This is a genomic window from Parvibacter caecicola, from assembly GCF_003725335.1.
In the GTDB taxonomy this organism is placed as follows: Bacteria; Actinomycetota; Coriobacteriia; order Coriobacteriales; family Eggerthellaceae; genus Parvibacter; species Parvibacter caecicola.
Genome location: NZ_QIBY01000009.1, coordinates 47,742 through 73,432 on the forward strand (window position 1 = coordinate 47,742; position 25,691 = coordinate 73,432).

At 63.3% G+C, this 25,691-nt stretch carries 25 protein-coding genes; 22 read left to right on the plus strand and 3 right to left on the minus strand.

The window, feature by feature from the left end; genetic code table 11:
- Positions 1-9: 9 nt before the first annotated feature.
- From DMP11_RS06635 to DMP11_RS06715, 17 genes are all read left to right on the plus strand, one after another.
- Entirely contained in the window at positions 10-1,008 is a 999-nt protein-coding gene (locus DMP11_RS06635; RefSeq protein WP_123185723.1) for a FecCD family ABC transporter permease, read from the plus strand.
- Positions 1,001-2,110 carry a FecCD family ABC transporter permease gene (locus DMP11_RS06640; RefSeq protein WP_211329080.1) on the plus strand — a complete coding sequence of 370 codons (1,110 nt, stop codon included), beginning with the start codon at positions 1,001-1,003 and terminating at the stop codon, positions 2,108-2,110. Before DMP11_RS06635 ends, DMP11_RS06640 begins: the two co-directional genes overlap by 8 nt.
- Positions 2,111-2,121: 11 nt before the next feature.
- Entirely contained in the window at positions 2,122-3,012 is an 891-nt protein-coding gene (locus DMP11_RS06645) for an ABC transporter ATP-binding protein (RefSeq protein ID WP_211329081.1), read from the plus strand.
- Between the two features lie 193 nt (positions 3,013-3,205).
- A complete protein-coding gene (locus tag DMP11_RS10605) occupies positions 3,206-3,577 on the plus strand; it encodes an AMP-binding protein (protein WP_161555322.1) in 372 nt (123 codons plus the stop codon).
- Positions 3,571-4,779: an amino acid adenylation domain-containing protein gene (locus tag DMP11_RS10610; protein WP_123185726.1), complete on the plus strand. Its 1,209-nt coding sequence runs from the start codon at positions 3,571-3,573 to the stop codon at positions 4,777-4,779. Before DMP11_RS10605 ends, DMP11_RS10610 begins: the two co-directional genes overlap by 7 nt.
- Positions 4,780-4,908: 129 nt before the next feature.
- Positions 4,909-6,105, plus strand: a complete 1,197-nt coding sequence (locus DMP11_RS06660) for a diaminopimelate decarboxylase family protein (RefSeq protein ID WP_161555323.1) — start codon at positions 4,909-4,911, stop codon at positions 6,103-6,105.
- 45 nt (positions 6,106-6,150) lie between these two features.
- Complete coding sequence (locus tag DMP11_RS06665) at positions 6,151-6,387, plus strand: acyl carrier protein (protein ID WP_123185728.1); 237 nt, start codon at positions 6,151-6,153, stop codon at positions 6,385-6,387.
- A gap of 303 nt (positions 6,388-6,690) precedes the next feature.
- The gene (locus tag DMP11_RS06670; protein ID WP_123185729.1) at positions 6,691-8,280 is read left to right on the plus strand and encodes an MBOAT family O-acyltransferase; all 1,590 of its coding nucleotides are present in this window, start codon (positions 6,691-6,693) and stop codon (positions 8,278-8,280) included.
- Between the two features lie 32 nt (positions 8,281-8,312).
- The gene (locus DMP11_RS06675) at positions 8,313-9,308 is read left to right on the plus strand and encodes a hypothetical protein (RefSeq protein ID WP_123185730.1); all 996 of its coding nucleotides are present in this window, start codon (positions 8,313-8,315) and stop codon (positions 9,306-9,308) included.
- A 111-nt stretch (positions 9,309-9,419) separates the two neighbouring features.
- Positions 9,420-11,081, plus strand: coding sequence for an aminotransferase class I/II-fold pyridoxal phosphate-dependent enzyme (locus DMP11_RS06680; RefSeq protein WP_123185731.1), 1,662 nt, complete (start codon positions 9,420-9,422; stop codon positions 11,079-11,081).
- 160 nt (positions 11,082-11,241) lie between these two features.
- Positions 11,242-12,225 carry an NrfD/PsrC family molybdoenzyme membrane anchor subunit gene (nrfD, locus tag DMP11_RS06685; RefSeq protein ID WP_123185732.1) on the plus strand — a complete coding sequence of 328 codons (984 nt, stop codon included), beginning with the start codon at positions 11,242-11,244 and terminating at the stop codon, positions 12,223-12,225.
- Positions 12,226-12,238: 13 nt separating this feature from the next.
- Positions 12,239-12,703, plus strand: a complete 465-nt coding sequence (locus tag DMP11_RS06690) for a GntR family transcriptional regulator (RefSeq protein WP_123185733.1) — start codon at positions 12,239-12,241, stop codon at positions 12,701-12,703.
- A gap of 77 nt (positions 12,704-12,780) precedes the next feature.
- Entirely contained in the window at positions 12,781-13,749 is a 969-nt protein-coding gene (locus DMP11_RS06695; protein ID WP_123185734.1) for a slipin family protein, read from the plus strand.
- Between the two features lie 446 nt (positions 13,750-14,195).
- Positions 14,196-16,616, plus strand: coding sequence for a molybdopterin-dependent oxidoreductase (locus DMP11_RS06700; protein WP_123185735.1), 2,421 nt, complete (start codon positions 14,196-14,198; stop codon positions 16,614-16,616).
- Between the two features lie 9 nt (positions 16,617-16,625).
- A complete protein-coding gene (gene dsrO, locus DMP11_RS06705) occupies positions 16,626-17,243 on the plus strand; it encodes a sulfate reduction electron transfer complex DsrMKJOP subunit DsrO (protein WP_123185736.1) in 618 nt (205 codons plus the stop codon).
- Positions 17,244-17,255: 12 nt separating this feature from the next.
- Complete coding sequence (gene nrfD / locus DMP11_RS06710; RefSeq protein WP_123185737.1) at positions 17,256-18,458, plus strand: NrfD/PsrC family molybdoenzyme membrane anchor subunit; 1,203 nt, start codon at positions 17,256-17,258, stop codon at positions 18,456-18,458.
- Between the two features lie 409 nt (positions 18,459-18,867).
- Positions 18,868-19,326, plus strand: a complete 459-nt coding sequence (locus DMP11_RS06715) for an acyl-CoA thioesterase (RefSeq protein ID WP_123185738.1) — start codon at positions 18,868-18,870, stop codon at positions 19,324-19,326.
- 39 nt (positions 19,327-19,365) lie between these two features.
- Here the strand turns inward: DMP11_RS06715 and DMP11_RS06720 are convergent, their stop codons facing one another.
- The gene (locus DMP11_RS06720) at positions 19,366-19,848 is read right to left on the minus strand and encodes a PIN domain-containing protein (protein WP_161555324.1); all 483 of its coding nucleotides are present in this window, start codon (positions 19,846-19,848) and stop codon (positions 19,366-19,368) included.
- Positions 19,841-20,176, minus strand: a complete 336-nt coding sequence (locus tag DMP11_RS06725; RefSeq protein WP_123185740.1) for a hypothetical protein — start codon at positions 20,174-20,176, stop codon at positions 19,841-19,843. The genes DMP11_RS06720 and DMP11_RS06725 overlap by 8 nt, the downstream gene beginning before the upstream one ends.
- Positions 20,177-20,337: 161 nt before the next feature.
- Here DMP11_RS06725 and DMP11_RS06730 point away from each other — a divergent pair, with 161 nt between their 5' ends.
- The 5 genes from DMP11_RS06730 to DMP11_RS06750 all read left to right on the plus strand — a co-directional run bounded on the left by DMP11_RS06730 (position 20,338) and on the right by DMP11_RS06750 (position 24,068).
- Positions 20,338-21,126 carry a TlpA family protein disulfide reductase gene (locus DMP11_RS06730; RefSeq protein WP_123185741.1) on the plus strand — a complete coding sequence of 263 codons (789 nt, stop codon included), beginning with the start codon at positions 20,338-20,340 and terminating at the stop codon, positions 21,124-21,126.
- 8 nt (positions 21,127-21,134) lie between these two features.
- Positions 21,135-21,281, plus strand: coding sequence for a CD1871A family CXXC motif-containing protein (locus DMP11_RS06735; protein WP_123185742.1), 147 nt, complete (start codon positions 21,135-21,137; stop codon positions 21,279-21,281).
- Positions 21,281-22,129: a 4Fe-4S binding protein gene (locus tag DMP11_RS06740; protein WP_211329082.1), complete on the plus strand. Its 849-nt coding sequence runs from the start codon at positions 21,281-21,283 to the stop codon at positions 22,127-22,129. The genes DMP11_RS06735 and DMP11_RS06740 overlap by 1 nt, the downstream gene beginning before the upstream one ends.
- Positions 22,130-22,384: 255 nt before the next feature.
- Complete coding sequence (locus DMP11_RS06745) at positions 22,385-22,816, plus strand: MOSC domain-containing protein (RefSeq protein WP_123185744.1); 432 nt, start codon at positions 22,385-22,387, stop codon at positions 22,814-22,816.
- Positions 22,817-22,892: 76 nt separating this feature from the next.
- A complete protein-coding gene (locus DMP11_RS06750) occupies positions 22,893-24,068 on the plus strand; it encodes a hypothetical protein (protein WP_123185745.1) in 1,176 nt (391 codons plus the stop codon).
- Between the two features lie 187 nt (positions 24,069-24,255).
- On the opposite strand, the gene DMP11_RS06755 is transcribed toward DMP11_RS06750, so the two are convergent.
- The gene (locus tag DMP11_RS06755) at positions 24,256-25,671 is read right to left on the minus strand and encodes a phosphohexomutase domain-containing protein (protein ID WP_123185746.1); all 1,416 of its coding nucleotides are present in this window, start codon (positions 25,669-25,671) and stop codon (positions 24,256-24,258) included.
- Positions 25,672-25,691: the final 20 nt, after the last annotated feature.

Here is a 25,691-nt window from a genome sequence, read left to right on the forward strand (position 1 = left end):
AAAGGCTCAATGGGTAAGCGACTCACAACGTTCATGATTGCCGGGGCGGTGGCTGTTTTGGCCGCCGCCCTGGTTTCGCTGTTCTTCGGAAGCACCGACATCCGCCCCGACGTGGTGCTGCAGGGGCTGCTGAACCCCGACATGGCCGACCAGCAGCAGGTGGCCATCGCCGAGTTGCGGGCCCCACGCACGCTGGGCTGCATCCTGGTGGGCGCCGCCTTCGCTGTGGCCGGCGCAGTGATGCAGGGGGTGACCCGCAACCCGCTGGCCGATTCGGGGCTTTTGGGTATTAACGCCGGCGCCGCCTTTGCGCTTTCGCTGTGCCTGGCGCTGGCGCCGGGCATGAACTTCGCCACCGTGGTGGTGTGCTCGTTCGTGGGCGCCACCTTCGCCATGCTGATGGTGTACGGCGCCGTCAGTTTCCGCCGCCGCAATGTGGACCCGGTGCTGGTGGTGCTGGCCGGCTGTGCGGTGGGGCTGTTCCTCACGGCGCTGGCGCAAGGGGTGGCCATCTACTTCAACATCGGTTACAGCCTCACCTTCTGGACCGCCGGCGGCGTGGCGGGCATCCGCCAGAACACGCTGCTGATGACCGCCCCCTTCATGGTGGCGGCGCTGGTGGCGGCGCTGGTGCTGAGCCGCCGCGTTACCCTGCTCGGCCTGGGCGACGATGCCGCCACCGGTCTGGGGGTGAAGGTGGGGCGAAGCCGGCGCTTGTGCCTTTTGGTGGTGCTGGTGCTGGCGGGCGCCGCTGTGGCGTTGGCCGGCCCCATCGCGTTCGTGGGCCTGATGGTGCCTCATGTGGTGCGCCGCTTCGTGGGCTTCGACTACCGCGCCGTCATCCCCGCTTCCATGGTGGGCGGCGCCTTCTTCATGCTGGTGGCGGATGTGCTATCCCGCACCATCAACGCCCCCAGCGAGACCCCCATCGGTCTCATCTTCGCCATCATCGGCGTGCCGTTCTTCATTTGGTGCGCCCGTAAGCAGGAGGGGGGCGAAGATGAGTAGCGCGGGGAAACAGCCGGTGGCCGTGGAATCGGCGGCTCGGGGCGGGGAAGCCGGGCAGGTAGCTGGGGCCCTCATGGGCGCAGGGCGCGCGACGACCCGCGAGGGCGGCGCGCGGACGGCCCGGGTTGCAGTGGTGTTCGTCGCGCTGGTGGCCTTGGGAGTTCTGGGGCTGTGGCTAGACATCAACGCCGGGTACCAGGCCTACTCGCTTCAAGACTTGTGGAATGTGGTGCAGGGCACTGCGGCCCCCGGCCTCATCTACACCCTGGTGCAGCTGCGGTTGCCGCGGGTGGTGTGCTCGCTTCTGGTGGGCATCGGGTTGGCGCTTTCCGGTTGCGTGCTGCAGGGCATTTCCCGCAACGAGATGGCCGAGCCGGGCATTTTGGGCATCAACGCCGGCGCCGGCTTGCTGATTGCCCTGTTCATTTGGCTGGTGCCGGTAAGCGGCGTGTCCCTTACCGTGGTGCTTCCGCTGCTGGCATTCGTCGGATCGGTGGCGGTGGCGCTGCTGGATTGGCGGCTCGCCATCGTGCACGGCACTCCTTCGCCGCGGCGGCTTTTGCTGGTGGGCGTGGCTATGTCCACGGGGCTCGCCAGTGTCACTTCCATGGTGATGTTGCGGCTGCCCGATTCCGACTACGCCTTCGTGCAGAACTGGATTGCTGGCAACATATGGGGCGCCACTTGGGAAAACGCCATCATGCTGGCCGGAGTGCTGGCAGTGCTGCTGTTCGCTGTGCTGTATAAGGCACGCACCCTGAACGTGTTGGCGCTGGGGCCGCTGCTGGCCACCGGCGTTGGCGTGAACGTGAAGCGGCAAACGCGGCTGCTGCTGGCCCTGGCGGTGGGCGCCTCCAGCGTGTGCTGCGCGGTGGGCGGCGGCCTCAGCTTTGTGGGCCTGGTGTGCCCCCACATGGCGCGGCGGCTGGTGGGCCCCAACTTCCGATGGCTGGTGCCGGCAACGGTGCTAGTGGGCGCCGACCTCATGCTGTTCGCTGACGTGATTTCCCGCACCTTGCTGCTGCCGGCGGAGATTCCGGTGGGCATTGTGGTGGCGGTAATCGGCGCGCCGTATTTCCTGTACTTGTTGGCGAAATCGTGATGGAGGGCCCGATGGTGACGGATCAAATAAGGGGGCCGAAAACGGCCGAGATGGGCGAGGGTTCTGATGCCGGAGCCGTGCTCTGCGAGGCTTGCGGGCCCCGCTGTGCCGAGTTTGGCGAGGCAGCGCTGCGAGGGGAGGGCGTGTCGGTGGCCTATGGCCCGAAGGTGATTATCCCGCCTTTGGACGTGGCCTTCCCCAAAGAGAAGATAACCGCCATCATCGGCCCCAACGGCTGCGGCAAGTCCACGCTGCTGAAGGCGCTGGCCCGCACTCAGCCGATGCGCGCCGGCCAGGCGTTTCTGTTCGACCAGCCCATGGCGCCCATGAAGGACACCGAAGTGGCCCGCCAGATGGCCTTCCTTCCCCAATCGCCCCAGGCGCCGGGCGGCCTTACGGTGGAGGAGCTGGTGTCCTATGGTCGCTACCCCCACCAAAAAGGGTTCGGGCGCCTCACCGACCAGGACAAGCAAACGGTGGCGTGGGCACTGGAGGTCACCCACATGGAGCAATTCTCCAAACGCCCCATCAGCGCCCTGTCGGGCGGCCAGCGGCAACGGGCCTGGATTGCCCTGGCGCTGGCGCAGGACACCCCGCTCATTTTGCTGGACGAGCCCACCACTTATCTTGATATGGCCCATCAGCTGGAAATTCTGGAACTGCTGCAAACCCTCAACCGCCAGCAGGGGAAAACCATCGTGCTGGTGATTCACGAGCTGAACCTGGCCGCTCGCTGCGCCCACTGGATGGTGGCCATGAAGGACGGCACCGTACGGGCCGCCGGCACCCCCGAGGCCATCATGAACGCCGACATGATGCGGGAAGTGTTCAACCTGGAGTCGCTGATTGCCCCCGACCCCTGGACCGGCCGCCCCGAACTCGTGAGCTATCGCCTGCAGTGAGGCAAAGGGCCCCGGTTCTCGCGTCTCACGCGTTGATGACAAATTCCCTGGTGAAAGCCTCCTGCCCTAAGGTAAGGCAAACTTAAGGTAAAAAGGTAACCGTTTTTGATAGCATGGTTGCTTATGCAACGTGGAAAGCAATTCCGTATACCTGACTGACGGGGGAGAACGCGTGAGCTGCCGCAGGAACGTGTTGACATATCTTGAGGAGGATGCCCAGCGGCATCCGGAAAAGTGCGCTGTCGAGGAAGAGAGCCGCAGTTGCTCCTATGGCGAGCTTTTGCAGCTGAGCCGCTGCGTTGGCAGCGCTTTGGCGGCGGCCGGGGCGCGTGGGCGCGCGGTGATGGTGTTCATGGAAAAGGGCATCGATGCGCTGGCGGTGATGATGGGGGCGCTGCAAGCGGGCGCCTTCTACGTGCCGGTGGACCCGCATATTCCTGCCGAGCGGCTGACCCTGATCGCCGGCGTTTTGGAAGACCCCATCGTGGTGGTGAGCGAAGAGACGGCTGGCTTGGCAAATGAGGCCATGGGGGGGGTTCTGCTGAGAGCCAGGGAGCTGTGGTAATTCCCGTCGCGCAGCTGCTGGCGGCCGATGAGAACCCCGCCGCCCTGGAAGCGGCCCGCGCCGCCGCCACCGATGCCGACCCGGTGTACGTGCTGTTCACCTCTGGTTCCACCGGTGTGCCCAAGGGCGTGGCGGTGAGCCACCGGGCGGTGATCGACTTCATCGATGACTTCATCACCCGCTTCGGCTTCGGCCCCGACGAGCGCATTGCCAATCAAGCTCCCTTCGACTTCGACGTTTCCGTGAAGGACATTTACGGCGCTTTGGCCACTGGCAGCACGCTGGTGGTGGTGCCCCGCGCGCTGTTCTCGGCGCCGGCCGCGCTGATGGAGTACCTGCAAGGGCGCGACATCACCAACATGACCTGGGCCGTTGCCGCCCTGTGTCTCATCACCAGCCTGCACGGGCTGGAGGGGCAGCAGCTTGCCGGCGTGCGCCGCGTGCTGTTCAGCGGCGAAGTAATGCCCATCAGCCACCTGCGCGCCTGGATGGCCCACGTGCCCCAGGCCACCTTCGTGAACCTCTACGGCCCCACCGAAATCACCTGCAACTGCCTGTACCACGTGGTGGACCCCGCCCGCGAATACCCGGACGGCCTGCCGCTGGGGGTTCCCTTCGCTCATCGCGAAATTCTGCTGGTGGACGGCGAAGGTCACGCGGTTACCCAGCCGGGCGTGGAAGGGGAAATCCTCGTGCGCGGCGATTCGCTGGCGCTGGGTTACGTGGCCAATCCCGCCAAGACCGCCGAGGTATTCTGCCAGAACCCGCTGCATAACCGCTTCCCCGACCGGGTGTACCGTACCGGCGACCTGGCCGCGTTCGACAAGGCGGGCGAGCTGTTCTATCGCGGCCGCATCGATAACCAGATAAAGCATCAAGGCCACCGCATCGAGCTGGAAGAGGTGGACCGCGCCCTGGAAGGGGTGCCCGGCGTGCAGCGTTGCCGCTGTGTGTACGACCACGACAAGCAACGGCTGATTGCCTTTTACGAGGGCGAAGCCGAGGCGCGGGCCATCCGCGACCACGTGCTGCAAACATTGCCCATCTTCATGCTGCCCTCGAAGATTCTGCCCATCGAGGCCATGCCGCTGACGAAAAACGGCAAGGTGGACCGCCGCGCGCTTCTGGAGAAGAGCCGCGAAGCTGCCGCCGCCCGCAAGGCGCGACTGGCGCGCAACCGTGAGACGAAGGGACAACCCTAATGTCTCATTTTGTGAAAATGAGACATTAGGGTTGTCCCTTCGTCTCACGTGCCGTTTGCGGATTTAGATGCACCAAAGGGCACATTTCGCTACTCTGGTACGTATGTATATAAATGTAAGGAGATGGATTTGAACGATAGCAAATTGGCGGGTATCGCGCAGCAGTTCGGCACGCCTGCCTACGTGTTCGATGAGGAGGCGCTGCGGCAGCGGGTGGCTTTTCTGCAGGAAAACCTGCCGGCGCGCGCGGTGCTGTGCTTCGCGGTGAAGGCCAACCCCTTCGCCATCCCGCTGATCAGCCCGGTGGTGCATCGCTTCGAGGTGTGCTCGCCCGGCGAGCTGAACATTTGCCGCGCGGTTGGCGTTGCGCCGGAGGAAATTGTGCTCTCCGGCGTATACAAAGACGAGGCCACGCTGCGCCCGCTGGTGGAATCGGGGGCGCCCATCCATCGCTACACCGTGGAATCGGCGGGGCAATTCCAGCTGTTGTACAAGCTGGCGAAGGAGTTTGGCCGTAAGCTGCCGCTGCTTTTGAGGGTAACTACCGGAACGCAGTTCGGCATGGACGAAGTCGTGGTGCGCAGCATTATCGCCCAGTACGGCGCCGACGACACGGTGGACATCTGCGGGCTGCAGGTGTTCTCCGGCACTCAGAAAACCACGGCCCGCCGCACCCGCAAAGAGCTGGCCGCGGCCGATGCCCTCATCGCGCAGCTGCGGGACGACTACGGCTTCGAGGTGCGGGAATTCGAGTTTGGCCCCGGCTTGCCGGTGGAGTATTTCGACGACTATGACGAAGCAGGCGAACGGGCGCTACTGGCGGAGGTGAGCGAGCTTTTGGAGGGCATGGCCTTCCAAGGGCCGCTGACGCTGGAAATCGGCCGCAGCTTGGTGGCCAGTTGCGGCACCTACCTCACCAGCGTGGTGGACGCCAAAACCAACAAGGGCGAGCGCTACGCCATCGTGGATGGCGGCAAGCACCAGATGGTGTATTACGGTGGCGGTCTGGTGATGCGCCAGCCTCCCTGCCGACAGTTGGGGCTTGAGGGGGCCGATGAGGCCACGCTGGAGCAGGCGCTGCCGTGGAATTTGTGCGGGTCGCTCTGCACCACTAACGACTTTCTGGCGAAGGAGGTGCCGGCGGTGGACTTGGCCGTGGGCGACGTGATTGCCTTCGACCGCACCGGCGCTTACTGCATGACCGAGGGCATTTCGCTGTTCCTGTCCCGCGACCTGCCCAAAGTGGTGTACACCAAGGCCGATGGCACCTGCAAACTGGTGCGCGAAGGCATCCCCACCGACCCGCTGAACACCCCGCAGCTGTAGACGCAATCAAAAGCCAAACAGGCTTTTCAAGACCAAGGAGGAACCATGGAAGAACGTGAAGCGATCATCGAGATCCTGGAAGAGCTGGCCCCCGGCGGCGACTTCGAGGGCTGCACCACCCTGGTGGACAGCCGCGTGCTGGACTCGCTGACCATTGTGGCCCTGGTGAGCGAGCTGGAAGACGCTTTCGACATCACCATCCCGGCCGTGGAGGTAGTGGTGGAGAACTTCAACTCCGTCGACGGCCTCACCGCCATGGTGCAACGCCTCATGGAAGATTAGAGTCGTTCCGCCGTCCTGGCGGACGGCGGAACGACTCGTCCGCTGAGGCTTCCCCATGCGCCCATCCTTGCCCTTCAGGCCTTTCCCTCGCGCACAGAAGTGCGCTCGGCCGGCCTTCAGGGCAATTATGGGCACCTGGGAAACCCTCAGCTGCTGGCGTAAACCTGTGGTGATTTGCTGAGCCGGATTCGTAGGGCAGAGATTCTATCTCTGCCTTCCCGAGCAATCGCATTCACCTGACGTTATCCCCGTCCCCCTGTCACGGGGGGCAACCGGTACTGTTCCCTCTTGGTTTTTGGACTTATGACTTCTTACTTTACGCTTTTGTTTTTGGGCATCTTTTTGCCGCTGACGGTGGTGGTGTACGCTGCTGTGCCGAAAAAGGCGCGGTGGGTGGTGCTGCTTTTGGCCAGCTACGCGTTTTTCTTCGCCCTCAGCCGCGTGCTCATTTTGGCGCTGCTGGTGTCAACCCTGAGCATTTATATATGCGGCCGCGGCATGGGGGCGCTCATCGTCCGCCGCGACGAGGCGCTGGCGCAGGCGAAGTCGGGCAAAAAGGAAATCCGCAAAACCTTCGCCCGCAAGATGAAATGGGTGATGGTGGCCGGCCTGCTGGTGAACTTCGGGCTGCTGGCCGCCTACAAGTACCTGCATTTCTTCGCCAGCATCATCGACGGCGGCCTGGCCCTCATCGGCATTCACCTGAACATCCAGCTGCCGGTTTGGGCCGCCCCCATCGGCATCTCCTTCTACACACTCATGGCCGGCTCGTATCTGGTGGACGTGTTCCGCGGCACCATCCCCGCCGAGAAAAACCTGGGGAAAGTGGCGCTGTTCCTGGGCTTCTTCCCTCAAATCATGGAAGGTCCCATTGCGCGGTTCGGCCAAACTGCCGACCAGCTGATGGCCGGCAACCCTGTGTCGCGGGCCAACCTGTACGCCGGCACGCTGCGCATGCTGTACGGCCTGTGCAAGAAGATCATCGTGGCCGACCGCTTGAACGCCTTTGTGAAGCTGGTGTTCGACAACTACGGCTGCTACGACGGCGGCATGATCGCGCTGGGCGCGGTGCTGTACACCCTGCAGCTGTACTGCGATTTCTCCGGCACCATGGACCTGGCGCTGGGCATGGGGCGCATTTTCGGCGTCACGCTGCCCGAGAACTTTCGCCAGCCTTTCTTCAGCCGCACCGCCTCCGGCTTTTGGCAGCGGTGGCACATCACGCTGGGTAGCTGGCTGCGGGACTACGTGTACTACCCGGTTTCGCTGTCGAAGCCGGCGAAAACCCTCACCAAGCACGCCCGCAAAAAGCTGGGCAACCGCTATGGGCCGCTGCTGGCCAGCTCGCTGGCGCTCATTTGCGTGTGGCTGGGCAACGGCCTGTGGCACGGCGCCGGCAGCCAGTACCTGTTCTTCGGTATCTACTACTTCGTACTGATTGTGGCGGGCAGCCTCATCGAGCCCACGGCGGCGCGGTTGGCCGAGCGGCTGCACGTGAGCCGCGAGAGTGTGGGCTGGCGAGCCTTCCAAATTGCCCGCACGCTGGTGATCATCGTGGTGGGCGAGCTGTTCTTCCGCGCCAACGGCCTCGCGGCCGGCTTCGAGATGTTCGGCACCATGGTCACCGGCTTCACGTTCGAGTCGTTCGCGAACGGCACGGTGCTTTCCATGGGGATGGACGGGAAAGACTTCGCCGTGGTGGCGATTGCGGTTGTGGCGCTGCTGGTGGTGGGTATTCTGCGCGAGCGCGGGGTGGACATCATTGGCCGGGTGGGCGCCTGGAAGCTGCCAGCTCGTTGGGCCGTGTGGTACGGGCTGTTCCTGGTGCTGCTGATTTTCGGTGCCTACGGGGCTGCATACACGCCAGTTGACCCCATGTACGCGCAGTTTTAGTTGGATGGATTGAGGTTTTGCAAGTGAGTGCGATGAACCAGAAATTGAAAAACGGTGTGCGCTCTGCTGGGGCGATGGTGGCGTTTTTTGCCATTGGCCTGGCGCTGGTGCTGGCTTTGGGGCCGGTGCTGCAGCCGAAGAGCAACACTGCCGAGGCGGGTATGATCAACGCCTCTTCCAACGCGTTTATCGGGGAAGCCCCTGACACCATCGATGCCGTGTTCATTGGCGACAGCGAAACCTACACCTCGCTTTCGCCTATGGAAATGTGGAAGACCCACGGCCTGGCCACCTACAACTGCTCCACCAGCGGCCAGACGCTGCCCTATTGCAGCACTTTTTTGGACCGGGTGCTGAAAACCCAGCATCCGAAGGTGGTGTTCTTGGAGGCCAACGCGCTGTTCCGCCGTTTTTCCTACGAGAAGGTGGTGGCCCGCGCCGTGAACGACGCTTTCCCCGCCCTGGAGCACCACGACCGTTGGAAGCAGCTGACCTGGGAAGACTTCGTAATCGATTCGAATCATACATGGACCGACAGCCTTAAGGGGTTCAAGATGCGGTTTGTGCACAAGGCTCCCAACCAGGCGAAAATCGCCGAGAACGAGGCCCTGCACCCGCTGAAAACCAACATCCCGGCCCGCAATCTGGCCATTCTGGAGTCCATGAACGAGCGCTGCAAAGAACACGGCGCCCAGCTGGTGGTGGTTGCCACGCCTTCCATCATCAACTGGAACGAAGAGCGCCAGGCTACCATGGAAAAGGTATCGGCCGAAACCGGCATCCCCTTTCTGAACATGAACGATGGGGAGCATAAGGTGGACATCGACTGGAACTGCGAAAGCTACGACGGCGGCGACCACGTGAACTATGCGGGAGCTTTGAAGGTGTCGGAAATGATGGCCGACGTACTGGTGAACCAGTACGGCTTGCAGGATCACCGGGGCGATGCCGCCTACGATTCTTTTGCCAACGCCCTGCCCGAGTACGAGGCCCTGGTGGAGAAAAAGCAACCCACTGCCCTGGATTAGTTCAGCTTTTCGGGAACAAATCGGTACCGTATTTCTGCGCATCCTGCGAACTTTCTCCATGCAGTTGAACCACTGTGCTTTAATGGTTCAAATTCGTTTAGGAGGTTCAAAATGGAATTGAACTCGTTTGACAAGCGTTTGCGCTGGGCGATGGAAGCTCAGGGAATGAAACAGGCCGACTTGATTCGCCTGGCTTCTGAAATGGGCGTTAAGCTGGGAAAAAGCCAAGTGAGCCAATATGTGAGCGGAAAGACGGCGCCGCGCAAAGAAGTTCTATTTACCCTTGCCTCCATTTTGTCCGTTGAACCTTCTTGGCTGCAGGACGGCGCTGGCGACCCCTTTGCGCCTGGCGTTATCTCGATGGCGGCTGCGGCCGCGGTTCAAGCTGAAGGACGCGGTTCAAAATTCGGAAGTTCATTGCGTTCAAAATTTGGTTCAGCCGAAAATGAACCTGTAGTTCCGCCGGTTCATCGCGCCACCATCACCTCTACCCCTGCTTCTCCGGTGGCCCCAACGGTGCCCTTCCCCGAACAGGAGCGCGACCCCCTGGCGGCCCCGCTGCCCCCCATCACCAAGTCCACCAAACTGGACAACGTGCTGTACGACGTGCGCGGCCCGGTGGCCGAAGAGGCGGCCCGCATGGAGGCGGCCGGCACCCAAATCCTGAAGCTGAACATCGGCAACCCCGCCCCCTTCGGATTCCGCACTCCCGACGAAGTGATCTATGACATGCGCACTCAGCTCACCGACTGCGAGGGCTATTCCGACTCCAAGGGTTTGTTCTCGGCGCGCAAGGCCATCATGCAGTACGCGCAAATCAAGGGCATTCCCCATGTGACCATCGAGGACGTCTACACCGGCAACGGCGTCAGCGAGCTGATCAACATCTCGCTCTCGGCGCTGCTGGACAACGGCGACGAGGTGCTGGTGCCCTCTCCGGACTATCCGCTGTGGACCGCCTGCGTGAACCTGGCCGGTGGCACCGCCGTTCACTATATATGTGACGAGCAAGCGGAGTGGAACCCCGACTTGGATGACATCCGCAGCAAAATCACCCCGCGCACCAAAGCCATCGTGGTGATCAACCCCAACAACCCCACCGGCGCCCTCTATTCCCGCGAGGTGCTGGAAGGCATTGTGGAGATTGCCCGCCAGCACGGCCTCATCGTGTTCTCCGATGAGATTTACGACCGCCTGGTGATGGACGGCTTCGAGCACATTTCCACCGCATCGCTGGCGCCGGATCTGTTCTGCGTCACCTTCAGCGGCCTGTCGAAGTCGCACATGGTGGCCGGCTACCGCATTGGCTGGATGATCCTTTCCGGTCCGAAGTGGCGGGCGAAGGACTACATTTTGGGACTGAACATGCTGTGCAACATGCGTATGTGCTCGAACGTGCCGGCGCAGTCTATCGTGCAGACGGCCCTGGGTGGCCATCAGTCCGTGAACGGCTACATCGCCCCCGGCGGCCGCGTGTACGAGCAGCGCGATTTCGTGTACGAGGCGCTGAACGCCATCCCCGGCGTAACGGCGGTGAAGCCGAAGGCGGGCTTCTACATCTTCCCGAAGTTGGACGTGAAGCGCTTCAACATCACTGACGACGAGCAGTTCGCGTTGGATTTGCTTCACGACCAGAAGGTGCTCATCTCCCACGGCGGCGCCTTCAACTGGAAGCAGCCGGACCATTTCCGCGTGGTGTTCCTGCCGCGGGTGGAAGTGCTGGAAGAAACCATGGACAAGCTGGCCCAATTCCTCGCCACCTATCGCCAGTAGCGAGTCCCGCCTCACCCCCCTGCTGCTGCCCCTTCCCGTGGGGGCAAAATTGTCTTATGATAATCTGCACTAATCCGGTTGCTTGCCGCGCCGTTGAAGCGTTGGCGTGCAGAAAGCGCGATGGCCGCGAGGGCCATAGGACGAAGCCGAAGGGGGAGGCGTGTTCAGCGAACTGGCAGTGGGCTATCTGTTTCTGGGCGGCGCCGGCGCCGGCGGCTGCGCGGTGGCCGCGCTGCTGAGCCTGCTCATCGGCCGCGACGATTTAACCCCTGCCCTTCAGGCGCAGTTCCGTTCGGGCGAAGGGCGCCTGTTCCGCGCGTTTCTTTCCCCCTTGTTGGTAGCCAGCCTTGGGGCCCTGTTGGTGGGGGTGGCCTGCTTGCTGGCCGATCTCGGCCAACCGGCCCGCCTCTTGCTGCTGGCGTTTTCCGGAAAAATCACCCACCTCACCGTAGGCGCATGGGCGTTGGTGCTGTGCGCTGCGGATGCGGCGCTTTTGCTGCTGGTGTGGCGCGGCGCCGCGCGAATAACGGCGGCGCTGTTCCGTGCGGCCAATGGGCTATTGCTGGCGTTGGCTCTGGTGGTGGCTTTGTACACGGGGTTGCTGCTGTCCAGCATGACGGCGGTGCCCTTGTGGAGCGGAGCGGCTCTGCCGGCGCTCTTTCTGGTGTCCGCCCTGTCCTGCGGCCTTGCCCTGGCGGCGGGACTGGCCTCCGTAACCGAGGCGGCCCGCACCTTCGCCACAACGCTGCACCGTTTGCAGGCGGCCGACATGGCGGCCATCGCCCTTGAAGCGGCGCTGGTGGCCGCGTGGCTTGCGTGGGTGCCGGCCGCGGACGCCACCGCCACGGCCCAGGCGGCGTCCCAATCGGTTGCCCAGTTGGTAAGCGGCCCGCTGGCCCCCGCTTTCTGGGGCGGCTTCGTGGCCGTTGGCATGGCGCTGCCCTTCTGCGTAGAAGCGGTCGCGACGGCAGCGTGGTCGGCGCGCCCCGTTGCGCCGGGGGCCATCACCCTTCGCCACGAAACCTGGCGCCGCGCCTCGCTGGCGGCAGCTTCCCTCTCTGTTCTTGCGGGCGGCTTTTTGCTACGCTACCTGGTAGTGACGGCCGCCCTTCAACCTATTTCCGTCGTTGCCCCGCTTCTGTAAGAAAGGCCCCTCTATGTTCCCCTTCGAAGTTGACGAAGCCAGTGACCTGCCCCTTTGGGTGCAGCTGCGCCAGCGCATCGCTTACCTGATCACGTCCGGCTATTTCAAGCCCGGTGAGAAGCTGCCCACCGTGCGCGGGTTGGCGTCGGAAATTTCCATCAACTACAACACGGTGAACAAGGCTTATCTCAGCCTGGTGTCTGACGGGTTTTTGGAATCTACCCGCGGCCGCGGTGTGTTCGTCACCGACATCGCCCAGAAGATGGGGGCCGATGAGGTGGACCGCGTGACGGCCATTCTGAACGATTGCATCGAGGCGTGCCGGGAAATGGGCATGAGCCTGGACGAGGTGGACCAGGCCATGACGCGGCGCATTCGCGAAATAAAGCTGGAGGAGGCGCGGCGCGACGGCAAGCTGTCGGCCCATATCGTGGACTTTCCCGAAGCGCGCGCGAACGCGGAGGAGCGCGGCGCGTAACGCGTGCGGCGGCAACGACGGCCTTGGATTGAGCGGCACCGCCGGAGGGGCGGTGCAGGGGGCGCGAAGGAGCGAAGATGAGAATGCGGCAAGAACGGGAGAGCAGGGCCCAGCAGAATGGCGGCCGGGCCAGCAACTGGCGCGTGGTGCCCGATTGTTCCACCGAAATTGTAGGGGAGCGGGCTTCATCGGCGGGCGTGTTCTTGTTCTCGTTGGTGCTGTTTTTGCTGGTGGCCTGCGTGGTGATAGCCCTGGGATGGGCGATTGCCGGCGGCTTCACCCTGCCTCTTTTGGCGGTTGCCGTGGTGGCGGGGCTGCTGGCCATCGCCTCGTGTCACATCGCCCAGGAATGGGAGAAGGTGGTGGTGCTGCGGCTGGGTCGCTTCAACCGCGTGTCGGGCCCGGGCCTGTTCTGGACCATTCCCGTGGCGGAATCCAACGTGATGCGCGTTGATACCCGCGTGCGGGTGACTGCATTTTATGCTGAAGAAACTCTCACTGCCGACCTGGTGCCGCTAAATGTGGATGCCGTGCTGTTCTGGCACGTGTGGGACGCTGCGGCCGCCTGCACCGAGGTGGGCGACTTCAACCGCGCCGTGGAGATGGCCGCCCAAACGGCCTTGCGCGAAGCCATCGGCCGGGCCGCCGCGGCGGAAGTGGCCATTCGCCGCAACCAGCTGGACCGCGAGCTGAAAAAGGTGCTGGAAGAAAAGGTGGCGCCGTGGGGCATCGCCATCCTGTCGGTGGAGGTACGCGACATTCTGCTGCCGAAGGAGCTGCAGGAGGTCATGAGCTTGGAGGCCCAAGCAGAGCAGCGTAAGAAGGCCCGCATCATTTTGATGGAGGCTGAGCACGACATCTTCGAGACGCTGGACGAGATGGAAGAGCTGGTGGGAGGCCCCGAAGCAGTGGCGCGCCTGCGCACCATGCACCTGTTGAACGAAAGCCTGCGGGAGGGCAAGGGCACCGTGGTCATCCCCAGCGCCTTTGCCGAAGGCTTCAACGACCCCGCCCTCGACGCCGTAAAGGACATTCTAGCGAAATAACCGGGAGTGTGGCCCGTTTCGCCGAGTAGCGCCGGGCCCCTGCCGGTGCGAAGTGCCTTGGTGCTATATATCCCCAAAATAGAATAATGTAGGTCAAAAATTGTCATATGATTATCTTGAATTGTCATATGACAATTTGCTATAGTGCCGCCAGATGAATTTGGCCAATTCTCTAAACAGGAGGGCAAGCCCGCCCCAGGGCTTGCGACACGGGGACAAAAGAGGAGAGAGAAAAGCCAAGCGAGTAGCCGCCCTTCACGGCTTTGCGGGCACGGCAATTTACCGGCGTCGCGCCAGCCGAAACAGAGGCGGAACGGGATACCCACAGCAAACGCCGCAGGTGCAAAGCGCGCCGGCGCGAGCCGTGCCGGACGCCAGCTAACGCCGCGAAGGGCGGTAACTCGCGAAGCATCAACCTCCTTGTCCCATGAAAACTAGGAGGAGAAATGTCGGAATCTCAGAAGACGCTTTCTCGTCGCAGCTTCCTGAAGGGAACCGGTGCGGCGGCGGGCGCTTTGGGCCTGGCCGGCGCGGCGGGCGTGGCGGCAACGGGGAACCTGCTGGCCCCCACCAACGCCCACGCCGAGAGCGAAGAGCGCGTGGCGCACCTCTGCCATCAGTTCCATTGCCTGACTGGCTGCAATCTGAAGTGCACCATCCGCGATGAAAAGATTTCCATCATCGAGCCCAGCGACCTGGTAAAGGACAAGAGGCACTCCACCATCTGCCTGCGCGGCATCAACGAGGTGGATCACATCTACTCTGAAGATCGCATCAAGGTGCCGATGAAGCGCGTGGGCGAGCGCGGCGAGGGCAAGTTCGAACAAATCAGCTGGGACGAGGCCATCAAAACCATCGCCGACAACCTGAAAGAGGCCCAGCAGAAATACGGCGAAGGCTCCGTGTTCATTCGCAAATCCACCGAAGCTGGCATCGGCTTCGATTTCATTGCCCAGCTGCTGCGCGCTGATTCTGGCGGAAACTGGGGCCTGGACCGCGGGCAGGCCAATGGCCTGGGCCCGGCGTTTGGCCCCTGGAGCTACCTGCCCAACCGCTCTGCCTGGGAAATGAAAGACGCCGCCACCATCATCGAGCTGAGCCACAACCCGCTGGAAAGCGCCATGGTTTGGTCGCGCCCGCTGATGGACGCCAAGGAGGCCGGCGCCTACATCGTGTGCATCGACCCCCGCTTCACCGGCACCGCTGCCAAATCCAACGAATGGCTGCCGGTGCGTCCCGGCACCGACGCCGCCCTCATCCAGGGCATGCTGAAAGCGGTGGTGGATAACGGCTGGTATGACGAAGAGTTCGTCATGGCCCACACTTCTTGCCCGTACCTGGTGAACCGCACCACGGGCAAGAGCCTGCGCAGCGCCGAGGTAATGGCCCCCAACCCCACCGTGGTGGGCGCCGAAGAAGTGGGCGCGCCCCTGGTGTGGGACACCATCACCAATGCCCCGGCCCTCTACGACAACCCGGACGTGGTGCCGGCGCTTGAGGGCGAATGGACGGTGGACGGCCAGCCGGTGACCACCGAGTTCTCCCTGATCAAAGAGTGGTTGGGCACGATTACCCTGGATTGGGCCGCCGAAACCTCCGGCATCGACAAGCAAGTGATCGTGGACCTGGCCGACCGCTACGCCAACAATGGCCCGGCCATCATCGACATCGGCTTGGGCGGCGCCGACAAGTACACGAACGCCGATGTGCTGGGGCACTCCACCGCCATGCTGGTGGCCCTGTGCGGCCAGTACGGCAAGAAGGGCACTGGTTACGGCACCTACTGCGGCCTGGGAGCCAATGACCCCGCCGCCACCATGAACTACTGGGTGCTGCCGGAGGAATACCACTACGGTGAAAGCCCGGTGGCCATGTACGACATGCCCTACACCCCCAACAACATCCACGCCGCCCTCACCTTTGGCGACGCCTTCACCCTGGAGGCCGGCGCCGCCCAAGATATGCTGAACTGGGTGAAAACGCTGGACTTCTTCGCCATCATCGACCTGTATTTCTCCTCCGCCGTGGACTACGCCGACATCGTGCTGCCCGCCTGCACCAAGTTCGAGTGCGAAGAGAACGTGAAGCAGCTGCGCGACAGCATGGGCCACGTGATGCTGGCGAACGGCATGGTGCAGCCGCTGTTCGAATCCAAGAGCGACCTGCAGATTGAGCGTCTGCTGGCGGCCCAGTGGGGCCTGGAGGACCTGCTGCCCAAGACCTACGAAGAGCTGGCCCGCTTCAGCCTGGAAGGCGCCGCGGAGCTGGATCCGCGCATGGAGGGCATCACCTACGATGCGCTGCTGGCCAACGGCGGCGTGATGGCCCTTCCCGAAACCGGCGACGACTTCATGCCGGACGGCACCGCCGACTTCTTCCTTACCCCCTCCACGCGCATCGAGCTGTACTTCGAGTACCTGTCCGACCAGGGCCACGCGCTGCCGGTGTACGAGGATGCCGACGAAGCCTACGAGGCCAACCCCAAGAAGGCCACCTATCCCCTGTACTTCACCCAGGGCAAGAGCCGCTACCGCATCCACGCCTACTACTCCGCTTCCGAATGGTTCCAGGAGGACTTCGGCCCCCGCATCAACATTGCGCCGGAAGACGCCGAGGCGCGTGGAATTGCCACCGGCGACGACGTGCGCGTGTTCAACGACCGCGGCTCGTTTGTGGCAACGGCGCTGGTGAACCGCTCGCTGCAGCCGGGCGTGCTGTTCATGGCGGAAACCACCTACACCCGTTACTACAAGGACGGCTTCCTGCAAAACGTTACCAACTCCGCTCGTTTGGAGCGCGGCTACTCGATGTTCTTCGGGCCGCAGATTCCCTATAACGACGTGCTGGTTGAAGTGGAAAAGGCATAGGTGAGATAAATGACCAAGTACGGAATGGCTATCAACAAAACCCGCTGCATTGGGTGCCACACCTGCGCCTATGCTTGCAAGATGCAGAACGGCGTGGCCAAAGGCGCTCGCTGGAACCGGGTGCTGACGGAGGGTTGCGACGTGGAGGACGGCGCTTTGGGCCAGTACCCCGCGCTTTCCCGCAGCTACCTGCCGCTGGCTTGCCAGCACTGCGAGAACCCCGCCTGCCAGCGGGTGTGCCCCACCGGCGCCACCTACAAAGATGAGATGGGCCGCGTGGAGATCGACTATGACAAGTGCATCGGCTGCCGCATGTGCATGGCCGCGTGCCCCTACAACGCCCGCTCCTTCAACTGGGAAGAGCCGGTGCATCAGCCGGACTTCGTTTACGGCGACAAGGACGTGCCGCAGCGCACCAAGGGCGTGGCGGAGAAGTGCACCTTCTGCAAAGAGCGCACCGACCGCGGCGAAGAGCCCCGTTGCGTGCAGTGCTGCCCGCTGGACGCCCGCATCTTCGGCGACCTGGACGACCCGAATTCCGAGGTGTCCAAGGCCATCGCCACGCGCCACGGCTACCAGCTGCTGGAAGAGCAGGGCACCCGCCCGCAGGTTTATTACTTCGAATAGGAGAGTGGCATCATGGAACTCTTTAAGCGTAACAAGGTTGCCACGGCCGTGCTCGTGGTGCTGGCGGCGGTGGGAATCGGCGCCTGGGTGTGGCAGCTGATGAACGGCCTCACGGTCACCGGCATGTCCAACGGCGTGTCCTGGGGCACCTACATCATCATGTTCATGTTCTTCGTGGGCCTGTCGGCCGGCGGCCTCATCGTAGCCTCCTCGGCCAGCGTGTTCCACATCAAGGCGTTCAAGAAGGTGGCGCTGCCGGCCATCATCCTGTCCACCGTGTGCATCTGCCTGGCCGGCATGTTCGTCCTCATCGACCTGGGCGGCATCCAACGGGTATGGCGCATCGTCACCGGCCCCAATCCGGCATCGCCGCTGGTGTGGGACATGGCGGTTATCACCCTGTACCTGATCATCAACATCCTGTACCTGTACTTCATGCGCAAAGGCGCCGAGCGCGCGGTGACCATCGTCTCCCGCTTCGCCCTGCCCACTGCCGTGCTGGTGCACAGCGTGACCGCGTGGATTTTCGGCCTGCAAATTGCGAAGGAAGGCTGGTTCACCGCCATCCTGGCCCCCATCTTCGTGGCTTCCGCCATGGATTCCGGCCTGGCGCTGCTGCTCATCGTGCTGGCGGTGCTGAACGGCACCGGCCGCTTTGAAACCCCCAAAGAGCTGTTCGCCAGCCTGGCCGGCTTGCTGGCCACCTGCATCGCCATCGACGCCTACTTCATCGGCTGCGAGCTGCTCACCATGGGCTACCCCGGCGCGTCCGGCGCCGAGACGCTGGCCATCATGACCAGCGGCGCCACCGCCCCGTTCTTCTGGTTCGAGGTTATCGGCGGCCTGTTGATTCCCTTCCTGGTGCTGGTGTTCGCGAAGAACCGCCAGAAGACCGGCCTGGTTGTGGGCGCCTCGGTGCTGGTGGTGGCCGGCGTGCTGTGCAAGCGCATCTGGCTGCTGCTCACCTCCTTCGCCACTCTGAACATCGAGGGTGCTCCTGGTGTGATGGGCGCGGACGGCTGGTCGCTGCTGGGCCTGTACGCTCCCACCCTGGTGGAAATTGCTATCGTGGTGGGCGTGATTTCCGTGGGCGCCCTGGGCTTCATGGCTCTGGCCTCCAAGCTGCTGGTGCCGGCGGCCCAAACCGAGACGGCGCCCGCCAAGGTCCGCGCCGCGGCCGCTACCGACCTGGACTTCGATCCCCAAACGGCCTAGCCCCTTCATGCAAGGTGCCGGCTGTGGCGGCTGCCCCCCGGCACCGTTTCCCGATGCGAGTCCTCTCTCCAAAGCCCCTCGCCCCCCGAGGGGCTTTCTGTTGCCCTTCGGCGCGCGCGCATCCTGACGGAGGCGAGCCCGGAGAAACGGAGCGTTTTGTCAGCGGGGCTGCGTTTTTGGGCAAAACCGCCGATTATTCCGAGCTCGCTCGGTCCTTCGCCTCTGAAAAACGGCCCGTTCTGGCGTTTTTCTCGGAATAAAGCCGGGTTTTGGCACGGGGCAGTTCGGAATAACTCGCCCTTTTGCCAAACGTCCGCCAGCGGCCCGTCGCCCGAAGCGCTCCAGCGCAAACTGCGCCAGGGCTATAATAGGGGCTTGCCGTTGCCCCCGACCTCCCCAAGGAGCCTCTATGTTCGTGGATACCCCCATTACCGTTCGCTACGCCGACACCGACATGATGGGAGTGGTGTACCATGGCAACTACCTGCTGTATTTCGAGGACGGCCGGGTGGATTACCTGCAGAAGAACGGCTTTTCCTACACGGCGGTAGAGGAGGCCGGCTACATGAGCCCCATCTACCACGTGGACATCCAGTACGGCGCGCCGCTGCGCTATGGCGAGCGCGGGTTCGTGCGCACGTCGGTGGAGGCGGTGCACGCCACGCGCACGGTGTACCGTCAGCAGGTGTTTCGCGAAGGGGACGATCCGGAAACCGCCCGGCCCCTGGTGGATGGCCTCGTTACCGTGTGTCTGGTGGACAAGGAAACCTTCCAGCCGGTAAGCCAAAAGCGCGCCCTGCCCGAACTCTACGCCTACTACCAGCAAGAAGTGGCCGCCCAAAGGCTCGCCGGCGCCGAAGCCGAATAGGCGCTGCTGGCCGTCCGGGCCTTTTCCGAACAATCGCCCTTACGCGTGGGCTTCGAGATACTGCGCAGGCGAAAGGGCTTTGACAACGGCCTGGGACAGCAGCTGTTTGTCGTTGGTGACGATGAAGTCCACCTGCGCATTGCGGGCGCAGGCCAGCAGTAGCGCGTCTTCGTAATCGGCGCAATCGGGCCGAAGCGACGAGGCCAGGTAGTGCTCGGCCGATCCTTCGGACAGCACCATCGCCTGCTTCTGAACGTAGGACAAGCAGCTCCAAGCCACCTCGTTTGCAGACACGGCCTGCTGCTGGGTTACGGTGCCCTCTTCTTTTCGTGCGCTGTTTTTCAGGCTTTGGCCGATGATATAGAAAATATCCTTAAGTTGAGATGCGGTGACGGTCAGGAGGTGGTCGCAGCCATCGGCGCACATCACCAAATGCCCGGATTGCCGCGCGTTGCCTCTGCCCAAAAGCAGATCGAGCCACACGTTGGTGTCCACGAGCAACGTGGTGGTTCGCTCAGTCATCCAGCAACCCCCGCTCGGCATAGGCGGCCCGACGCAGGTCGTCGTAACTGGGCAGGCCTTCTTGCGGCGACGGTGCGGAAACTCCAGTCATTCGCTGAAACAACCGCACCGCCAACCCTTCACCCTCCAGAATCTCCTGGCGCCGAGCCTCGGTGAGCGCACCTGGCTTGCGGGGCGGCATGAATTCAGGCAGTTGCTGGTGCGTGGCGAGGTAACCCCAGAGGGCTTGGGTGGCCGCGGAAGGGCTGTAGCCGTTGCGGCGCAGCACCGCGTCGCCGGCAGCCTTCATGGCGCTGTCGAGGCGCGTGTTCATTTGCACGGTGGGCACAGGTGCTCCCTTCGCTATACATATTTTATATACAGTATAGCACACGAAGGGGCGGGGCTGACGGGGCCATGACGGCTGTGTGGCAGTTGTTTTGTTTTTGGGGAAAGGCCAGCGAGTTTGGTAAAGTTTGCCTGAACGACAAGCGAGGGAAAGGGCCTCTGATGAAGAAGATTTCTGTGAAGCTTACGGCTGCTTTTGCGGCGGCGACGATGGGGCTGTTCGCAGTGGGCTGCAGCGTGGCCCCTGCTCCGGCTCCGGCGGACGGTGGCAATGGTGCCAATGCGGCCGCGCCCCAGGTGCCCGATGGAGGGCAAGGGAATGGCCAGGGGAATGGCAACGACAGCGGCCAAGGCAACGGTCAGGGGAATGGCTCGCAGCACCATGAGGACGAACACCACGGCAATGGCAACGGTTACGGCAATGGCCAGGGCAACGGCAATGGGCAGCGGGGCGACAGCTGGGATGGCACCGATGTGGCCCAAGCCCCCACGGTGAGCGACCTTGGCAACTTCTCCGCCACTACCATCGACGGCGGCACCTTTACCGCAGCCGACCTGGCCAGCAAGGACATCACCGTTGTGAACTTCTGGTCCATCACTTGCCCGCCTTGCGTGGCCGAAATGCCCGACCTGGCGGAAATCCAGCGGGAACTGCCCGCCAATGTGCAGCTGATTACGGTGCTGCTGGACGGCCAGTCCGGCGTGCAGGAGGCGCAGTCCATTCTCAACCAAGCCGGCTATCGCGGCGTAACGCTGGTGCCCACCCAAGACAGCGGCGACCTTATTTCCGCAGTGAGCGACATCATGTACATGCCCACCACGGTGCTGTACGATAGCCAAGGCGTGGCGCTGTCCGAGTTCGTGGGCGGCCAGATGGACCTGGAAGACACCATCGAGAACGCAGTGAACCACCAGCTGTCCCTCATGGGCAAGCCCGCCATCGACCTGTAGGGGAATTTGTGGCGAAGGGGCGCTCGATAGCGTTGGTGGTGGCCGTGGCCGTTGTGGCCGTGGCCGCTATCGTATGGGGCCTTGCGCAGGGCGAGGCGGCCGTTGTGTACAGCAAGGCCGCCCGCATTTGCCTTGAATGCATTGGAATCGGCTGATGAAGGTTAGAACCCAACGGCTCATCCAGGTGGCGGCCGCAGCCGTGATGAACGGCTACGCAGTAGGCTTTGCCGAGGGCAAAATCTTCACCGGCCCCAGCAAGGCGGTGTGCGTGCCGGTGCTGAACTGCTACTCCTGTCCGGGAGCGCTGGGGGCGTGCCCCATCGGAGCGCTGCAGGCAGCGTTCGGCTCCACGGGTCGCGGCGTTCCCTTCTACGTGCTGGGCACTCTGCTGCTGTTCGGCATTCTGCTGGGGCGTCTGGCTTGCGGCTTGCTGTGTCCCTTCGGCCTCATCCAAGATCTGCTGCACCGCATCCCCTCGCCCAAGCTGCGGGTGCCGAAGAAGATCGACCGGCCGCTGCGCTGGCTGAAGTACCTGGTGTTGGCGGTGATGGTGGTGGGGCTGCCGCTGGTGGTTGCCGCTGCCAACGGCTATGCGCCGCCGTTTTTCTGCGAATTTCTGTGCCCGGCCGGCACGCTGGAGGCGGGGCTTCCGCTGCTGGCGCTGGATCCGCGGCTGCAAGCGCAAATCGGCTGGCTGTTCAATTGGAAGCTGGCGGTGCTGGTGGCCATTGTGGTGCTGGCGGTGTTCATTCATCGTCCCTTCTGCCGCTACCTGTGTCCGTTGGGCGGGCTGTGGGGACTGTTCAACCGTTTCAGCCTGGTGCAGCTGAAATGGACCGAGGCCACGTGCGTTCATTGCGAAAAGTGCGCGAGGGCCTGCCCCATGGTGGTGGACCCCACGAAAACGCCCGCCAGCGCCGAGTGCATTCGCTGCACCACCTGCACATCGGTGTGCCCCACCGATTCGCTCCACCTGCGTATTCATGACAGGGGACGGGGATAATGTCAGCATCATCGTAGGGCAGAGATTCTATCTCTGCCTTTTGCGTTTCCGGAGCGCAGGCCTGTCGGGTCGGCCCACTCTCCAGCGGCTCTGGAAACCCACAATTATTCTCGATTGAGAACGCCTAGTGTTATGGTAGGATTTTCCCACGCCAAGAATTCCCCCTTCTCGTAGTGCAGCGGGATGGGGTTGATCTGTGAGATGCACCGGGCACGCGAAGTGGCGCCGCGTTGTCGCTTACGAGAAAGGTGCACCATGGGCACGATCAAAGCAGTTTGTACCAGCGATCGCAAAGGCATTCAGAAAACCGCGCAGCCTTCCATCGTGCTGAAGGAAGACTGGGGCATCGACGGCGACGCCCATGCGGGCAACTGGCATCGCCAGGTAAGCCTGCTGGCCTTCGAGAAAATCCAGGACTTCAACGCTCGCGGGGCCGGCGTGGTGGACGGCGCGTTCGGCGAGAACATTGTGGTGGAGGGCTTCGACTTGAAAACCCTGCCCATCGGCACCCGCTTCAAGAGCGGCGAAGTTGAGCTGGAGCTCACGCAAATTGGCAAGGAGTGCCATTCCCACTGCGCCATTTACCACAAGATGGGCGACTGCATCATGCCGCGCGAGGGCGTGTTCTGCCGCGTGCTGCACGGCGGCCGCTTGATGGTGGGGGATTCGTTCGAAATCGTGGCCTAGGCCCGCGAACGCGCCTGCTCTGCTAGACTGTTTTCCGCGCTGCGCACAAAAGCGAACGTTGCGGAAAGGAGCCAGCGTGACTGAGGAAAAAACTAAAACCGCAGATGCGGCTTCTGCTGATGGGGAAAAGAGCGCAGAGGCCGTGGCGGCTGTAACAGGCGAAGGGGCCGAGGCTGCTGCGGAGGCTGCCCCGGAGGCTGGCAAAGACGACGCCTCCAAAAGTGAGACCGTGGAAGCTGCTGTGGAATCTGCGGCGAGCGATGCGAAGGACGGCGGCGAGGCTAAGGCGGCCGCCGCTGAGGGCAACGCCACCGCCGAGGAGCCGAAGACCCCGGCCGACTCCGGTGCCGACGCCAGCGCCGCCGAAGCCGAAGCCGAACAAGGCAGCCCCGAACCGGACGAACATCGCGGCATCAAGATGCGCGTGGCCGTGGCCATAGCTTGCGTCATAGTGGTGGCCGCTTGCGCCATCGCCACTGTGGTGACCACCAACTTCGCTGATTACCAAAAGGCCGTCGACAGCTATCAGCGCTCGGCCGCAGCACTGCAAGAGCGCAACGAGGAGCTGGACCAAGCGGTGGCGTCGCTGCAGTTTCTGGTGAATTCCGGCGCCCAGCCGTTGGAGCCCCAGCTCATCACTGACGCCCAGCAGCTCATCAGCGAAGCCAAGGGGGCCAAGGATTCCGTCACCCCCATGCCGCTGACCACCGACGAGATTCGCACGGTCACGAACAAAATTCGCATTTCCGGCAACTATGCCCAGCTCATCGGCCGCCTCAACGCTGCCGAAGACGCGTTGGAGGACAGCATCGCCCTGCGCGAGCTGGTGGTGGACCCCACGGCCAGCAACGTCATCGAGCGGCTGCGTACGGTGCCGCATATCATCGCCGCCGAAGCGGTCACCCCTGAAAACGACCCCAACGGTCTGCTGAACCAAGCCGACGGCTACAGCTCCATGGTGTATTTCACCTACTCCCTTATCCTGCAGGACAAGGTGTACGGCGAAGGCGTGGTGGGGAAGGGCACGTCCGGCGGCGGTTCGGTGGAGGTGTACCCCACGGTTGAGCTGGCCGAGGCCCGCAACGACTACATTTCGCAGTTCGACAACACCGACCTGGCCCCCGGTTATCACGAGGTGGTGGGGTCCATCGTGGTGCGCATTTCCGACCGCCTCACCCCCGAGCGCCAGAAGAAGCTGGCCGATGAAGTGGTGGAGGCCCTTACAACCCTCCCTGACGACGAGAAGGAGTAGCGGGCGCAGCTCACGTCGCCCATCCAGAAAGCGAAACGGGCCGCCCGGTTTTCCAGGCGGCCCGTTTTTTCATGGGCAGGCATTCTGGTTCGGCCTGAGAAGCCCCAGCGTGCCTGCGCCCGTTTAGGCAGAGATAGAATCCCTGCCCTACGAATCCAACTTGCAAACGGTGCTTCGTACAGGCGGCCTACTCGCCCTTCACGACAGCCTCGGCCGCGTCGAGCAGGGCGTTCACTTCGTCAACGGTTTCCGCTTCGGCGTACACGCGCACCAAAGGCTCGGTGCCGCTGGGGCGCATCATCACCCAGGCGTCGTCTTCCAGCAGCAGCTTCACGCCGTCGCGGCGGTCGTAGCCCAGTACCTTCTTGCCGCCGAACACCTCGGCCTCATAGCTGGGCATAATGTCGGCCTTGAAGTGCTCGATGCCTTCGGGCGTAAGCGCCACGCCGCGGCGGGCAAACTCCAGCGCCCCCACTTCCGCCAGCATGTCCGCCACCAGTTGCCCCAGGTCCTTGCCCTTTTGAGCCATCATCTCGGTGAGCAGCAGAGCCATCAGCAGGCCGTCCCGCTCTTTCACGTGGCCTGGCAGCCCGATGCCGCCGGATTCTTCGCCACCCAGCAGCACGCCGCCCTTCACCATTTCGCCGTAAATCCACTTGAAGCCCACGGGGGTGGACACCAGCTCAAGTCCCAGCCGGCGGCACATGCGGTCCAGCATGGCCGAGGCGGTGACAGTGCTCACCACGCGGCCGGTTTCGCCGCGGTCGCGCACCATGTGCTCGGTGATCAGGGTGATGATGCGGTGCGGATTCACGAAGTTGCCCTGGCTGTCGCCGCCGCCGATGCGGTCGGCGTCGCCGTCGTTGATGAACAGCGCGTCGTAGTCCAGCTCGCGCACCTTCGCCAGGCCCTCGTCCACCCAAGGCGGCACCGGCTCGGGGTGCAGCCCTTCGAAAGTGGGGTCGGCCGCGTTGTGGATTTCCACCACCTCCACGTTCATGGAGCGCAGCAGCTGGGCCAGGTACAGGCGGCCGGCGCCGAACAGCGGGTCGATCACCACGCGCAGCCCGGCTTTGCGGATGGCCTCCACGTCCACCAGCTCGGTGAGGGCTTCCAGATAGGGGGTCATGAGGTCGGTTTCGGCGAAGTTGCCGCGGGCCTGCGTGGGCTTTTCCGGCAGCAGCGCCTCCACGCGATCGGTGAACTCCTTGGGGCTGGCGCCGCCATCGGCCATGCGCAGTTTCACCCCCAGGTACTCGGCGGGGTTGTGGCTGGAGGTGAGCATGATGCCGCCCACTGCCTCGGGGTTGTGGGCCACGCTCCAGCACAGGGTGGGGGTGGGGCAGTATTCGCTGGTCAGCAGCACGGTGAAGCCCTCGGCCGCCACCACTTCCGCCGTCAGCGCGGCGAAGCGATGGGCGTCCATGCGGCAGTCGTGGCCCACGATGATGGTGCCCAGATTGTCGGCGGTGCGGCCCGCGGCCAGCGCGTCTTCCTTGAAAACCTTGGCGGCTGCCTCGGCGGTGCGCACCAAGTTGCCCTCGGTGAAGCCCTCGCCGATGATGGCCCGCCAGCCATCGGTGCCGAAATGTACGTCTTCCACTGCCGTTTCCTTTCCTACAA